This is a genomic window from Streptomyces sp. NPDC030165, from assembly GCF_055573595.1.
Map to the genome: position 1 here is coordinate 233,208 of NZ_JBVIBD010000006.1, position 13,309 is coordinate 246,516.

A 13,309-nucleotide genomic window follows, 5' to 3' on the forward strand; every position below is an offset into this window, starting at 1 on the left:
CCCCGCGCACCCCGACGTGCCCGCCGCCCGGCGGCCGGACGGCGCGGCGCCCTTCGACCCCGGCGCGGCGGCGGCCGAGGCCACCGACGCGATCGTGCACAGCACCCTGCACGGCTCGCACCGCGGTGTCGTCGTCGACTCGCCGCCCGGCGCGGGCAAGTCCACGCTGGTGGTGCGGGCGGCCCGGGAACTGGCCGCGGCCGGACGCCCGTTGATGATCGTCGCGCAGACCAACGCGCAGGTCGACGATCTGGTGCTGCGCATCGCCGAGAAGGACCCCGAGCTGCCGGTGGGCCGGCTGCACAGCAGCGAGCCGGGCGCGTTCGACCCGGCGCTCGCGGAGCTGCCCGCCGTCCGTACGTCCTCCAAAGTCGCCGACCTGGCCGGGCTGGACATCGTCGTCTCGACGGCCGCCAAGTGGGCGTACACGAAGGTCGACGAGCCGTGGCAGCACGCCATCGTGGACGAGGCGTACCAGATGCGCTCGGACGCGCTGCTCGCCGTCGGCGGGCTGTTCGAGCGGGCGCTGTTCGTGGGCGACCCGGGGCAGCTCGACCCGTTCAGCGTGGTCGGCGCCGAGCAGTGGGCCGGACTCGCGTACGACCCGTCGGCCAGCGCCGTGACCACCCTGCTCGCGCACAATCCCGGCCTGCCGCAGCACCGGTTGCCGGTGTCGTGGCGGCTGCCCGCCTCCGCGGCGCGGCTGGTCTCCGACGCGTTCTACCCGTACACGCCGTTCCGCAGCGGTACGGACCACGGCGACCGGCGGCTCGCCTTCGGTGTGCCCTCCGACGGCTCGGGGGTGGACCGCGTTCTGGACGAGGCCGCCGAGTCCGGCTGGGGCCTGCTCGAACTGCCCGCCCGCCACACCCCGCGTACGGACCCGGAGGCGGTGCACGCCATCGCGCGGGTGGTGCGGCGGCTGCTCGACCGGGGCGGCGTGGCGACCAGCGAGCGCGGCCCCGGCCCCGCGCCGCTGACGGCCGGCCGGATCGCGGTCGGCACGGCCCACCGCGACCAGGCGGCGGCGGTACGGGCCGCGCTGGCCGGCCTGGGCGTGAGCGGGGTGGCGGTGGACACCGCCAACCGCCTTCAGGGACGGGAGTTCGACGTCACGGTCTTCCTCCACCCGCTGTCCGGCCGCCCCGACGCGACCGCCTTCCATCTGGAGACGGGCCGGCTGTGCGTGCTGGCCTCGCGCCACCGGCACGCCTGCATCGTGGTCTGCCGCGCGGGCGTACCGGAACTCCTGGACGAGCACCCCTCGGCCGAGCCCGTCCAACTGGGCGTCACGGTCAAGTTCCCGGACGGCTGGGAAGCCAACCACGCGGTCCTGGCGCACTTGAACGAGCACCGGGTGGCGTGGCGGCCGTGAGCGGGGGCGCGCGGCAGCCGGAACGGCGCATTGCCGCCGTCGTGCGCCGCGTACGGTCGTACGGTGGCGGTGCGGGCGCGGAACAGGGGCGCGCGGCATGCGGTGCGCCGCCCCTCGGTGGGCGGACGAGCCCCCGTAAGGGCGCGTCCCCAGGCGCACTTGCGCGGCGCGGGACAATGGAACGCGGCACACGATCCAGGAGGTACGTACATGTCCGAGCCGCAACCGGCTTCCGACCCGCGTGGGGCCGCCTCCGCGCCCCGGCGCCTGAAACCGGCTCCGCTGCTCTTCGAGCCTCCGGAGGCCACGTCCGACCCCGAGCACTTCTTCGACCTGGAGTCCATCGAGGACCCCAAGGAGCTGCTCGCCCGCTCCACCGAGCTGACGCTCGCCTTCCGTGCGGCGGCGGACCGGGCCACGGAGTTCCAGGCGATGGCGGCGGCCCACCTCGCCGACCCGGGGCGTTTCGACCGGCTGCCGCTCTCCGTGATCGCGGAGCGCGCCGACTGGACCGAGGACTACACGGCGAAGATGGTCGAGTTTGGCCGTGGCCTGCTGCGCAGCGGTGGGGGCAGCCGCCTCGACGCCACGGACTGAACGGTTCGCCTCCCGGCCCGTGCGCGGGCCCCGGGCCCGTGCCCGGCCGATGCCCGCGCCCCAGCCCTCACCCGGCCCATGATCCCGCAGGCTGATCATGGGTCGTTGGCATATGCGGGCGCGGGAACATACCCCACACCGCCCCGGCCTGTCCCGATTTCGGCCATTCTGCAGAAACGGAACACCTCGTACCGGTAGAACCAGGGTTCATGAGTGACTGGCCCTCCGAGCACCCCCGCCGTCCCGCCCCCGCCACGTTCCACACCGCGGCGTACGTCACCCTCGCCGGTGCCGACTGGCTCGCCTCCGCCGACCCGAGCCCGGAGAGCGTGCACGCCCGGTGGGCGGCGCGCCCGGACGCCCCGAGCACCCTCCCGTGCGGCACGGTCTTCGACGTGATCAACGCGCCCGCGCTGTTCGGCCGCGACCTGGTGGACCGCTTATGGACCGCGGGGCCCGGCTCCGGCCCGGTCGCCACCCACCGCGGCCGCATCCTGCTGTTCACCGAGCCCGGCACGGCCCGGCGGCTGCCCGCCCTGCTCGGCTGGGAGGAGTGGTCCGGCTCCGTACCGCCACTGCTCTGCCACGGGCCGGGCGACGCGGTGACCGTCCCGCCCCTCTTCCCGCCCCGGCCGCCCCAGCCACCCCCGGAGCCCCGGCACACCCCCCGCGCCCCCCGCACGGCCCACGCCGATCACACAGCCCACACCCCCCAGGACCTCACCGACTCCCGCTGGCTGGTCGCTCCGGACGTACGCCACCCCTGGCTCCCCGGCCCCGGCGCCCTCCTCTGGGCCTGCATACGGGCCACCCGCCGCGCCACCACCATCACCGCCGCCACCACCCGAACGGCGCCACCCTCCGCCGCCACGTCCGACCTGTCCCCCGCCACCCCGGTCCCCGCCGCCCCCACCCCTGTGACCAGCGCCACCACCACCCCGGAACCCCCGGAAACCGGGGCCGCCCAAGGCTTCACGCCCCGTACGCCCCGGTGAAAGGCGGGCTCCGCGGAATCGATTTTTGCGCCGCCCGATCAGGATGCTAATGTTTTCCACGTCAGCAGGCGCCGCTAGCTCAGTTGGTTAGAGCAGCTGACTCTTAATCAGCGGGTCCGGGGTTCGAGTCCCTGGCGGCGCACCGACAGAAGAAGGCCCCCACCTCGGTGGGGGCCTTCTTCGTGCGCCGGAAAACCGGAAAACCGGAAAACCGGAGTGCCGGGAGCGCCGCAGCGGAGAGGCCGGGGCCCGGACACCGGCGCTCAGCCGCTCCGCGCCACCTTCACCGTCCAGTCCCCCGAGGGCGACCTTCCGTACACCTGCACCCGCACCCCGTCCTCGGCGTCGTCCAAGCTTTCGCCTACGCCGAGCGGCGCATCAGCAAGCCGGGGGAATACGGAAGTCCCCCAACACGCCTCGGTACCGGGGTGACCGTCCAGTACCTCCACCGGGCCGCTCCCGGACGCGGTCTCGCTGTGCACGCGGTAGACCAGGACACCCTCGGCACAGACGTCGTGATCGTTGCCCACCGCGCCGCGCGCCTCGACGGCCAGCGCGCTGCGCGGGCCGGTGCGTACGACCAGCAGCCGCGCCCGGCGCCCGTCACCCGGCCCCATGGGGGCGGACAGCGGCCGCAGGGTGTGCACGGAGGAGCGCCGCTCCCGGCTGAGGGAGACGCACGTCACCTGCCGGTCGCCGAGCCAGCCGACCTTCCACTTGTGCCAGCCGAAGGGGTCGGGGGCCAGGCCGAACTGGCTGCCCATGAGGTCCCAGTCGCCCACGTACGTGTCCCAGTCGCCCTTGCCGTCCTGGGGGCGGTGGTAGAGGTCCGGCAGGTCGAAGACGTGGCCGGTCTCGTGGGCCAGCACGTTGCGGTCCGGCGGGCTCTGCTCGAAGACGGTGACGAACCGGCTGAGGTCCGCGTCGTCGGCGTGCAGCGGCCGGTCGAGGTTGACGACCTTGGTGGCGTCGGAGTCGACGCCGGCCGCGTCCGGGTCGGCGACGAGGTAGACGACGTCGTAGCGGCTGAAGTCCACCGAGCCGTCGGCGGCGGCGACCGCGTCACGGAGGTAGGCGGCGCGGCGGCCGGCGTCCCAGTCCCGGCGTATGCCGTACGTGCTCGACGCCTGCGGCATCCGCACCCAGCGGCGCTGGATGTCCGGTCGCAGGGTGAAGCGGCCGTAGGACGCACGCTCGAAGAATCGGGAGGTGGCCGGGAAATAGTCGGCGGCCAGCTCCCGGGGGTCGGCGGCCGGCTCGGAGTCCGGGAAGGACAGGAAGACCATGACGGCGTCGAGAGCGCGGGCGGGGCGGGGGTAGGCGCGGTTCCAGGTGTCCAGGCCCTCGGAGTGATGGGCCTCGGTGCGGGCCAGGGCGCAGGGCAGCGACCCCTCGGACGCGGTGGCGGGGCCCGAGATGACGGAGGTGGCTATGACCGCGCTGAGGGAGGTGGCCACCGCGGCCACCCGGCGCAGCACGTGCCGGTCCACCTCCGGAGGTTGCTGGGCGCGTGGCACATCGACCTCCCGGTACGGATTCGGAGCACCCTCACCACCTTGTGGGGATTCGCCGGATTCCGTCCTGTTCCGGGGCCCCAGACGAGTGACCGCCCCAACTCCCCACCCCGTAACGGAAAGTCACTATCGATCGTTGACCGGATACGCACGAACACAGCCGGACGGAAATGGCCAAACTTCCGCCACGGGTGCCGATGATCACGGTTACGTCGCTGGATAGGCCCTTGCGGCAGCCTCTATGATCGCCACACTTTCCAGCGCGGATTCCCCCCTCCATCACGAGACAAGCGCCATGCGGGAGCGAGCAGTGAGCGGATACCCCGGCGGCACGGGCCGCGCGCCCGGAACGACGCTCTCCGCGGTGACGGAGCGTAATGAACCGACCAATGAATCCGCCGGAGGCCCGGACGACGCCTCCGGCCCGGCACCCACCGTCGGCCCCACCGCGGCCGACGGACACCCCCGGCCCGGCCCGCCCGGCGAGCCACGGACCGGCGCCCGCGGCGAACCCGACGCCGACGACGGCTCGGCGGCCTCACTGCGCGACTACCGCGCCGCCTTCCGGGCCGCACGCGCCCCGCTGGCCGTACTGAACCGCGACGGCCTGGTCCTCGCCGCCAACCCCGCCTTCGGCGAACTGGTCGGCGCGGCGCCGGACGACCTGGTCGCGGCGACCGCCGCCGACCTGACCGAGCTGGGCACCGACCCGCGCATCTGGGCCGCCTACCGGGAGGTGCTGCGCGGCCACAGCGAACGGCTGCGGTGCACCCGACGGCTCAAACATCCCGACGGACAGTTCCTGTGGGCCGAGGTGACGGTCGAGCCGCTGCCGGACGAGGACTGCGTCCTGCTGTCCGTGTCCGACATCAGCGACCGGCACGACCTGCTGGCCCGGCTGCGCCACCTCCAGATGCACGACCCGGTGACCCGGCTGCCCAACCGCGCGCTGTTCTTCGAGCGGCTGGCGGGCGCGCTGGAGTCGGCCGCCTTCGAGCAGCACGGTACGGGCCGGGTCGGCCTGTGCTACCTCGACCTGGACGGCTTCAAGGCCGTCAACGACACCCTCGGGCACCGGGTCGGCGACCGGCTGCTGAGCGCGGTGGCACAGCGCCTGACGCACTGCGCCGAGAGCCTGACCGAGCGCGGCGCGGTACGCGGCGGCAGCGGCCACCTGGTGGCACGGCTGGGCGGCGACGAGTTCGCGCTGCTGGTGGAGGACTCGGCCGGCACCGAGCAGCTCGCCGAACTGGCGCAGCGCGTGCTGGACGCGCTGCAGCGGCCGTTCGACCTGGCCGGGCAGCGGCTGTCGGTCTCGGCGAGCATCGGCGTCGTGGAGCGCGCGGCGACCGGCACCACCGCGACCGGCCTGATGCAGGCCGCGGACACCACGCTGTACTGGGCGAAGGAGGACGGCAAGGCCCGCTGGACGCTCTTCGACCCGGAGCGCAACGCGCACCGGATGACCCGCCAGGCGCTGTCCAGCACGCTGCGTCCGGCGGTGGACCGCGGCGAGTTCACGCTGGAGTACCAGCCGCTGGTCGGGCTCGGTGACGGGCGGGCGCAGGGCGTCGAGGCGCTGGTGCGCTGGCGGCATCCGCAGTTCGGCACACTGTCGCCGAATCGGTTCATCGGATTGGCGGAGGAGAACGGCTCGATCGTCGAGCTGGGCCGCTGGGTGCTGGCCCGCGCCTGCCACCAGGCCCGCGCCTGGCAGCTGGCGCGCCCCGGCGCCGAGCCGCTGTTCGTCAGCGTGAACGTCGCCGTACGGCAGGTGTGGGACTCCGACCTGGTCGCGGACGTGGCGGGCATCCTCGCCGAGACCGGGCTGCCGCCGGCCCTGCTCCAGCTGGAGCTGACCGAGTCGGCCGTGATGGGGTCGGCCGGGCGCCCGCTCCAGGCGCTCCAGGCGCTGAGCGAGATGGGCGTACGGATCGCCATCGACGACTTCGGGACCGGTTACTCGAACCTGGCGTACCTCAGCAGGCTGCCGGTGTCCGTCCTGAAGCTGGACGGCTCCTTCGTGCGGGGCTTCCGTTCGCAGGAGCACCCGAATCCGGCGGACGAGACGATCGTGGAGGCGCTGGTGGCGCTCGCGCACCGGCTGGGCCTGACGGTCACGGCGGAGTGCGTGGAGAGCGCCGAACAGGCGGAACGGCTGCGCCGGATCGGCTGCGACACCGGGCAGGGGTGGCTCTACTCCCGCCCGGTGCCCCCGGACCGGGTCTGCGACCTGATCGGTACGGGGCGGCGGCAGGCCGGCGCATAGCAGCGGCCGAGGGAGCGGGCGGACCGGCGCGCGCCCCCGCCCGATCCGATGCGTCCGTCCGCTTCCCCGACGGCCCGCCCGTCACGCCCTCGGGAGCCCGCTCGTCACGTCGTCGGCAGCCCGTACGCGTCCGCGATCAGCTCGTACGAACGCAGCCGGACGTCACCGCCGTGCGCGTTGGCCGTGATCATCAGCTCGTCCGCGCCGGTGCGCTTGGCGAGGTCGTCCAGGCCGGTGCGTACCGCGTCGGGCGTGCCGTAGATGATGTTGGACAGCCAGCTGTCGACGAAGTCGCGCTCCATACCGCTGAACGGGTACGCCGCCGCCTCCTCGGGGCCGGGCACCAGCCCGGGGCGCCCGGTGCGCAGCCGGACCATGGACAGCGCGCCGGTGAGGACCTGGCGGTGCGCCTCCTTCTCGTCCTCGGCGGCCAGCGCGGCGACGCCGATCAGCGCGTACGGCGCGTCGAGGACCGCGGAGGGGCGGAAGGACTCGCGGTACAGGTCCAGCGCGGGGATGGTGTTCGCCGCCGAGAAGTGGTGGGCGAAGGCGAACGGCAGGCCCAGACGGCCCGCCAGCTGGGCGCTGAAGCCGGAGGAGCCCAGCAGCCACAGCGGCGGCCGGTGCGCCGACTGGACCCCGCCGGGGTACGTCGCCTGGACCGGACCGGGGACCGCGTGGATACGGCTGTACGGGTGCCCGTCGGGGAAGTCGTCGTCCAGGAAGCGGGTCAACTCGGCGAGCTGCTGCGGGAACTCGTCGGCCCCCTCATGGAGCCGCTCGGTACGGCGCAGCGCGGCCGCGGTGGCGCCGTCGGTGCCGGGCGCGCGGCCGAGGCCCAAGTCGATCCGGCCGGGAGCCATCGCCTCCAGCGTGCCGAACTGTTCGGCGATCACCAGCGGCGCGTGGTTGGGCAGCATGACGCCGCCGGAACCGAGCCGGATGCGGTCGGTGTGCGCGGCGAGGTGCGCCAGCAGGACCGCGGGGGACGAGGAGGCCACACCGGGCATGGAGTGGTGCTCGGCGACCCAGTAGCGGTGGAAGCCGCGGCGCTCGGCCGTGCGGGCGATGCCGACGGCAGTCTGTACGGCTTCCGAAGCGGTGTGCCCGGCGCCCACGGTCACCAGGTCGAGTACGGACAGCGGTACGGGCGCCGCGCCGGGGGCCGTGCCCCGGATGCCGTCGCCGTCCCGGACTCCGTCATCGGCCCGGTTGCCGTCGTGGTCCCGGATCTCGTCGTGGTCGCCGCTCACGGTGCGGGCCCTCCTCGCGTCGCTGGTCTGCCGGGAGAATAACCGGAGCACTTCTCCGGTTATTCCCGGGCGGGCGACCGGGCGGGCGAGGAGGGCCCTCCGGCGGCCGCTCCTATCCCAGCGCCGACGCCTCGGACGTCCCCGATGCCCCGGATGCCCCCGACGTCCCCGACGCCCCCGACGCCCCCGCGAACAGCGTGCCCAGCGCCGGGCAGGCGACCGTGCGGCCCAGCAGCCGCAGCCCCTCCCAGGCGGTCACCTGGTTGGCGGTGAGCACCGGCTTGCGCAGCTCCGCCTCGACGGCCGGGACGTGACCGGCGGTGTGCAGGGCCGTGTCGGGGAGCAGCACCACCTCGGCGTCGGGATGGTCCCCCGTACGGGCGAGCAGCAGGACCTCCTCCAGGCCCCAGGTGCCGACCTCGGCGGCGGTGATGATCCCGCTGCCGCACGTCGAGACGACTTCCGTGCCCGCGGACTTCAGGAAGGCGCGGAAGCATTCGGCGACGTCGTCGGGGTAGGTCGCGGCGATGGCCACACGCTCGGCGCCCAGGGCCCGTACGGCGTGCGCGAAGGCGAAGGAGGTGCTGGAGGCGGGCAGCCCGGCGGTGGCCGACAGTTCGCGCACCTGCTCGTGGGCGCCTTCCCAGCCGAAGACGAAGCTGGCGCTGGTGCAGGCCCAGACGACGGCCTCGGCGCCGCGGCTCTTCAGTTCGGCGACGCCTGCGGCGAGCCGGGCGGCGGAGCCCATCTCCAGCAGCGCATCGACGCGGTGGGCGTCCTCGCCGATGTCGGTGTGGACCAGCGGCAGGCTCAGGCCGTTGCCGAGGAGCGCTTCGAGCCGGGGGTAGTCGTCCTCGGCGGAGTGGCCGGGGTAGAGGAAGCCGACCGTGGATGCCATGCACGTCTCCTGACTGGGTGGGGGGATGCGTGTGGGGGTGCGTACTGCGGTGCGCGCGCCGCCCCGGGCGTACGTGCGCGGGGCGCGCGGGTGGAGGCGGGGTGGGGACGGCATCCGGCCGGGCGCCGCCCGTACACGTCACAGCGGTGCCGGCGGGCCGGGCTCCTCCGGGGGATGAAAGGGCGGCGCGTCCGGTCCGTCGGCCGGCTCCGCCTCGGACGACGGGACCGCCGACCCGGCGAACGCCGCTTCGGACAGGCCGCCGCGCCTGGGTATCCCGGCCCCTTCCTCCGGGGCCCAGGAGGCGGTCATGGAGGCCGGTCCGCGTCTGGCGACGGGGTCCACCAGCGCCTGGTACGGGCCGACGGCCTCGGCCCCGATGGCCCGCAGGGAAGCCCACATCGTGACCTGGTTGGCCGACAGGACCGGCATCCGCAGCTCGGCCTCCAGCTGCGGGATGACGTCGTACGTGGGCAGGTTCGTACAGCTGATGAACAGGGCGTCCGCGGCGCCGACGACGGCCTGGCGGGCCATGTCGACCACATCCCGGTACGGCACCTTCCAGATGTGCCGGGTCAGGCCCAGGTAGGCGCGTCCGGTGACGGTGACGCCGGCTTCCTTCAGGTACTCCTCCAGGGAGTCGGTGACGGATTTGGTGTAGGGGGTGACGACCGCGATCCGCCACGCGCCGATCTCGCGCAGCGCTTCGAGGAGCGCGCCGGAGGTGGTGAGCGCCGGGAGCCGGTCCCCCGCCTGGGTCATGGCGGTGCACATGGCGCGCTCGCCGGCCATGCCGCCGACGAAGCTGCCCGAGGTGCAGGCGTAGGAGACGACCTGCGGGGAGACGGCGCACAGCGCCTGGACGGCGGCATGCAGGGTTTCGTGTTCACTGACGAGGCGGGCCAGGTCGAGGCTCACCTCGACGGGCACGAAAGGGGTCCGGGTGAGGTGGAGGGACACATCGTCGGGGATCCAGCGCCACAGCTCGCGGTCCAGGGCGAAGTCGAACGGAGCGACGACACCCACACCGAGCTGAGGCTTCGGTCCCCCCAGAAATGAGACGTCCATGATGCCCCCAGAAGAACGAAGGGCTGGTAAGGGCAAGGCCTTTGGCCAGGGGTTTGGTGCGACCGGCACAAGCCGGGGACGTCGGGACAGAGCCGTTGTTGACACGGTAGTTACGACTTCTTAGCGTGGTCAATCCTCGCATCTCAGGCATCTGTCGGCGCCTCCTTTCATTCAAAGGGGCTCACGTTTCAGAACGGTTTCTGGCCTATGTCCGAAAGCACCGTCCTTGTCCTCGGCTCCGACCCGCCCCCGAAACTGGACCGGCTAGCCGGCCGGGCCCGGCTGGTGTACGCCGACGACAAGACCTTCGCCGACCAACTGCCGCACGCGGACGTGGTCCTGGCGTGGGACTTCACCTCCGACGCCATCCGGGACGCCTGGCCCGGCGGCGGCCCGCGCCCCGTCTGGGTGCACACCGCGAGCGCGGGCGTGGACCGGCTGATGTGCCCGGAGCTGGCTGCGGACGAGACCCTGGTGACCAACGCGCGCGGCGTCTTCGAGCAGCCCATCGCCGAGTACGTGGCCGGACTGGTGATCGCCATGGCCAAGGACTTCTACGGAAGTTGGGAGCTCCAGCGGCAGCGGCGCTGGCGGCACCGGGAGACGCTGCGGGTGGCGGGCAGCCGCGCCGTCGTGGTGGGCTCGGGGCCGATCGGCCGGGCCATCGGCCGGACACTGCTGGCACTGGGTGTCAGGGTGGACCTGGTCGGGCGGCGGGAACGTACGGACGATCCCGACTTCGGCCGGGTGCACGCCGGCGGCGCGCTGCACGGTCTGCTGGGCACGGCCGACTGGGTGGTGTGCGCGGCGCCGCTGACCGAGGAGACGCGCGGCATGTTCGACCGGGCCGCCTTCGGCCGGATGCGGCAGCGGGCCCGCTTCATCAACGTGGCCCGCGGGCCGCTCGTCGTCGAGGACGACCTGGTGGCGGCCCTACGGGAGTGGCGTATCGCGGCGGCGGCCCTGGACGTCTTCGAGCACGAGCCGCTGACCGCGGACAGCACCCTGTGGGACGTGCCGCACCTGATCGTCTCCCCGCACATGAGCGGCGACACGCTGGGCTGGCGGGACGCGCTGGCCGAGCAGTTCGCGGACAACTTCGACCGGTGGGCGGCGGGCGAGCCGCTCACCAATGTGGTGGACAAGCGGCTGGGCTACGTACCGGGCTCCTGATCTTCCGGGACCGTGGAGGCGGACTGTTCGTGGATGGAGGTCGGGATGGCTGAGGTGACGGAGCTGGCGGACTGCTCGGCGGTGCGGCTGGTCGCCGGGTACGCGGCGGGCGAGTTCTCGCCGGTCGAAGCGGTGCAGGCGGTGCTGGAGCGCGCCGCGTGGGCGCAGGAGCGGGTGAACGCGTTCACCCGCATCGACGCGGACGAGGCGATGGCCGCGGCGAAGGAGTCCGAGGAACGGTGGCGGTCCGGACGGCCCGCCGGGCTGGTGGACGGGGTCCCGGCCACGGTCAAGGACCTGCTGCTGACCCGCGGGGTGCCGACGCTGCGCGGCTCGCACACGGTGCGTGAGGAGGGGGCGGTCTGGGACGCGGATGCGCCGGCGGTGGCGCGGCTGCGCGAGCACGGCGCGGTGTTCGTGGGCAAGACCACCACGCCCGAGTTCGGGTGGAAGGGCGTCACGGACAGTCCGCGGCACGGGGTGACGGGCAATCCGTACGATCCGTCCCGTACGGCGGGCGGTTCCAGCGGCGGCGGCGCGGCGGCCGTGGCGCTCGGCGTGGGGCCGCTGAGCCTGGGCACGGACGGCGGCGGGTCGGTGCGCATCCCCGGGTCCTTCTGCGGGATCTTCGCGCTGAAGCCGACGTACGGGCGGGTGCCGCTGTTTCCGGCGAGTCCGTTCGGGACGCTGGCGCACGTCGGGCCGATGGCCCGGGACGCGGCCGACGCGGCGCTGCTGATGGACGTGATCACCGGAGCGGACTGGCGGGACTGGTCGCAGCTCCCGCCGCCCGCCGGGTCCTTCCGGGCGGGGCTGGACCGGCCGGTGGCCGGGCTGCGGGTGGCCTACAGCCCGTCGCTGGGCTGGGACGTGCCGGTACGCCCGGAGGTCGCCGCGGCGGTACGGCGCGCGGTGGACCGGCTCGCCGAGCTGGGCGCGGAGGTCGAGGAGACCGACCCGGGCATCGCGGACCCGGTGGAGGAGTTCCACACGCTGTGGTTCAGCGGCGCGGCGCGGGTGGTGCAGCACCTGAGCCATGCGCAGCGGGAGCTGCTCGACCCGGGGCTGCGGGAGATCTGTGCGGAGGGCGCGCGGCGCAGCGCGCTGGACTACCTGGCGGCGGTGGACGTGCGGATGGCGCTGGGCCTGGCGATGGGCCGCTTCCACAGTACGTACGACCTGATCGTGACGCCGACCGAGCCGATCACCGCCTTCGAGGCGGGGGCCGAGGTGCCGGCCGGTTCCGGGCACACCCGCTGGACGGGCTGGACGCCGTTCACGTACCCCTTCAACATGACGCAGCAGCCCGCCGCGACCGTGCCGTGCGGCGTGGACGGGGACGGGCTGCCGATCGGGGTGCAGCTGGTGGGCGCGCGGCACGCGGACGCGCTGGTGCTGCGCGCCGCGCACGCCCTTTACACGTCGGGCGCCGCGGACCTGCCCGCGCCGCCTACGCCCGGCGGAAGCTGAGGGTCTCCCCCAGCGCGCCGGCGCGCCACAGGTCCTGGCAGGCGTCGGCCATCCGGTCCAGGCCGTCCACCACCGAGCCCCACACGATGCCCGGCACCCAGCCCGCGTCACCGTTGATCAGCAGGTTGTTGCGCTCGTAGAACAGCGCGAGGTCGACGACGGTGGCGCGGCCCTGGTGCTTGGCCTGGCTCTCGTAACCGTACGAGGCGGTGCCCAACTGGGTGTCGGTGAAGGTGAAGTAGCACAGGTCACCGGGGATGGGCGTGATGGTCGGGTTCTCCAGAGGGGGCTCCTCCGGAGCGAACGGCGGGACGAGGGCGTAGATCTCGTTGCGGGCGTACTTGGCGTGGTAGACGTCGCCGCCGAGCGGCAGGGCGTCCCAGACGGCCTTGCAGGTGACCGGCGCGCGGTCGTCGAGCAGCTCGGCGGTGCAGCTCACGCCCCGCTTGTCGAGGGAGACTTCGATGAAACGGTCGGCCATGGTGCCTCCTAACGGTGCTTTGCGGCTCCATGGTGGACCAGCGGGAGGCGCGATGCACACGGCAACTCCGGACGCGGTATGCGACTCCTTCCCCGCGGCCCGCGGCGGCTGACGACCGTCGTCAACAAGCCGCCCGCGTAACGGGTTTCGCACTCTCGAACGGGTGGCTCATGCACACATGACCGGCATGCGCCACGGCCTCGCACCGCTTGCATC

At 73.5% G+C, this 13,309-nt stretch carries 11 protein-coding genes and 1 tRNA gene; 7 read left to right on the plus strand and 5 right to left on the minus strand.

The window, feature by feature from the left end; all coding sequences use genetic code 11:
• Positions 1-16: 16 nt before the first annotated feature.
• The 4 genes from ACZ4Z1_RS14135 (at position 17) to ACZ4Z1_RS14150 (ending at position 3,109) form a co-directional block, all read left to right on the plus strand.
• A complete protein-coding gene (locus tag ACZ4Z1_RS14135; RefSeq protein WP_468487023.1) occupies positions 17-1,375 on the plus strand; it encodes an AAA domain-containing protein in 1,359 nt (452 codons plus the stop codon).
• A gap of 210 nt (positions 1,376-1,585) precedes the next feature.
• Entirely contained in the window at positions 1,586-1,972 is a 387-nt protein-coding gene (locus tag ACZ4Z1_RS14140; protein ID WP_468486846.1) for a hypothetical protein, read from the plus strand.
• Between the two features lie 209 nt (positions 1,973-2,181).
• The gene (locus ACZ4Z1_RS14145) at positions 2,182-2,967 is read left to right on the plus strand and encodes a hypothetical protein (RefSeq protein ID WP_468486847.1); all 786 of its coding nucleotides are present in this window, start codon (positions 2,182-2,184) and stop codon (positions 2,965-2,967) included.
• Positions 2,968-3,035: 68 nt separating this feature from the next.
• A tRNA-Lys gene (locus ACZ4Z1_RS14150) sits at positions 3,036-3,109 on the plus strand.
• A gap of 121 nt (positions 3,110-3,230) precedes the next feature.
• On the opposite strand, the gene ACZ4Z1_RS14155 is transcribed toward ACZ4Z1_RS14150, so the two are convergent.
• Entirely contained in the window at positions 3,231-4,484 is a 1,254-nt protein-coding gene (locus ACZ4Z1_RS14155; RefSeq protein WP_468486848.1) for a M6 family metalloprotease domain-containing protein, read from the minus strand.
• 361 nt (positions 4,485-4,845) lie between these two features.
• Between ACZ4Z1_RS14155 and ACZ4Z1_RS14160 the strand changes: the two genes are divergently transcribed.
• Positions 4,846-6,750 carry a putative bifunctional diguanylate cyclase/phosphodiesterase gene (locus ACZ4Z1_RS14160; RefSeq protein ID WP_468486849.1) on the plus strand — a complete coding sequence of 635 codons (1,905 nt, stop codon included), beginning with the start codon at positions 4,846-4,848 and terminating at the stop codon, positions 6,748-6,750.
• Between the two features lie 104 nt (positions 6,751-6,854).
• On the opposite strand, the gene ACZ4Z1_RS14165 is transcribed toward ACZ4Z1_RS14160, so the two are convergent.
• The 3 genes from ACZ4Z1_RS14165 to ACZ4Z1_RS14175 form a co-directional block, all read right to left on the minus strand.
• On the minus strand, positions 6,855-8,003 hold the full coding sequence (locus tag ACZ4Z1_RS14165; protein ID WP_468486850.1) for an LLM class flavin-dependent oxidoreductase: 1,149 nt from the start codon (positions 8,001-8,003) through the stop codon (positions 6,855-6,857).
• A gap of 112 nt (positions 8,004-8,115) precedes the next feature.
• Complete coding sequence (locus ACZ4Z1_RS14170; protein ID WP_468486851.1) at positions 8,116-8,901, minus strand: maleate cis-trans isomerase family protein; 786 nt, start codon at positions 8,899-8,901, stop codon at positions 8,116-8,118.
• A gap of 138 nt (positions 8,902-9,039) precedes the next feature.
• Positions 9,040-9,969, minus strand: coding sequence for a maleate cis-trans isomerase family protein (locus ACZ4Z1_RS14175; protein ID WP_468486852.1), 930 nt, complete (start codon positions 9,967-9,969; stop codon positions 9,040-9,042).
• 207 nt (positions 9,970-10,176) lie between these two features.
• On the opposite strand from ACZ4Z1_RS14175, the gene ACZ4Z1_RS14180 reads away from it, so the two are divergent.
• Both ACZ4Z1_RS14180 and ACZ4Z1_RS14185 read left to right on the plus strand, forming a co-directional pair.
• Positions 10,177-11,142 carry a D-2-hydroxyacid dehydrogenase gene (locus ACZ4Z1_RS14180; RefSeq protein WP_468486853.1) on the plus strand — a complete coding sequence of 322 codons (966 nt, stop codon included), beginning with the start codon at positions 10,177-10,179 and terminating at the stop codon, positions 11,140-11,142.
• A gap of 45 nt (positions 11,143-11,187) precedes the next feature.
• Positions 11,188-12,612, plus strand: a complete 1,425-nt coding sequence (locus tag ACZ4Z1_RS14185) for an amidase (RefSeq protein WP_468486854.1) — start codon at positions 11,188-11,190, stop codon at positions 12,610-12,612.
• Here ACZ4Z1_RS14185 and ACZ4Z1_RS14190 read toward each other — a convergent pair.
• The gene (locus tag ACZ4Z1_RS14190) at positions 12,593-13,093 is read right to left on the minus strand and encodes a DUF3830 family protein (RefSeq protein WP_468486855.1); all 501 of its coding nucleotides are present in this window, start codon (positions 13,091-13,093) and stop codon (positions 12,593-12,595) included. The genes ACZ4Z1_RS14185 and ACZ4Z1_RS14190 overlap by 20 nt on opposite strands.
• Positions 13,094-13,309 lie beyond the last annotated feature (216 nt).

Coding starts and splice junctions, on each gene's coding strand:
- ACZ4Z1_RS14140 (WP_468486846.1), top strand. CDS start 1,586: ATGTCCGAGCCGCAACCGGCTTCCGACCCGCGTGGGGCCGCCTCCGCG.
- ACZ4Z1_RS14145 (WP_468486847.1), top strand. CDS start 2,182: ATGAGTGACTGGCCCTCCGAGCACCCCCGCCGTCCCGCCCCCGCCACG.
- ACZ4Z1_RS14170 (WP_468486851.1), bottom strand. CDS start 8,901: ATGGCATCCACGGTCGGCTTCCTCTACCCCGGCCACTCCGCCGAGGAC.
- ACZ4Z1_RS14175 (WP_468486852.1), bottom strand. CDS start 9,969: ATGGACGTCTCATTTCTGGGGGGACCGAAGCCTCAGCTCGGTGTGGGT.
- ACZ4Z1_RS14180 (WP_468486853.1), top strand. CDS start 10,177: ATGTCCGAAAGCACCGTCCTTGTCCTCGGCTCCGACCCGCCCCCGAAA.
- ACZ4Z1_RS14185 (WP_468486854.1), top strand. CDS start 11,188: ATGGCTGAGGTGACGGAGCTGGCGGACTGCTCGGCGGTGCGGCTGGTC.
- ACZ4Z1_RS14190 (WP_468486855.1), bottom strand. CDS start 13,093: ATGGCCGACCGTTTCATCGAAGTCTCCCTCGACAAGCGGGGCGTGAGC.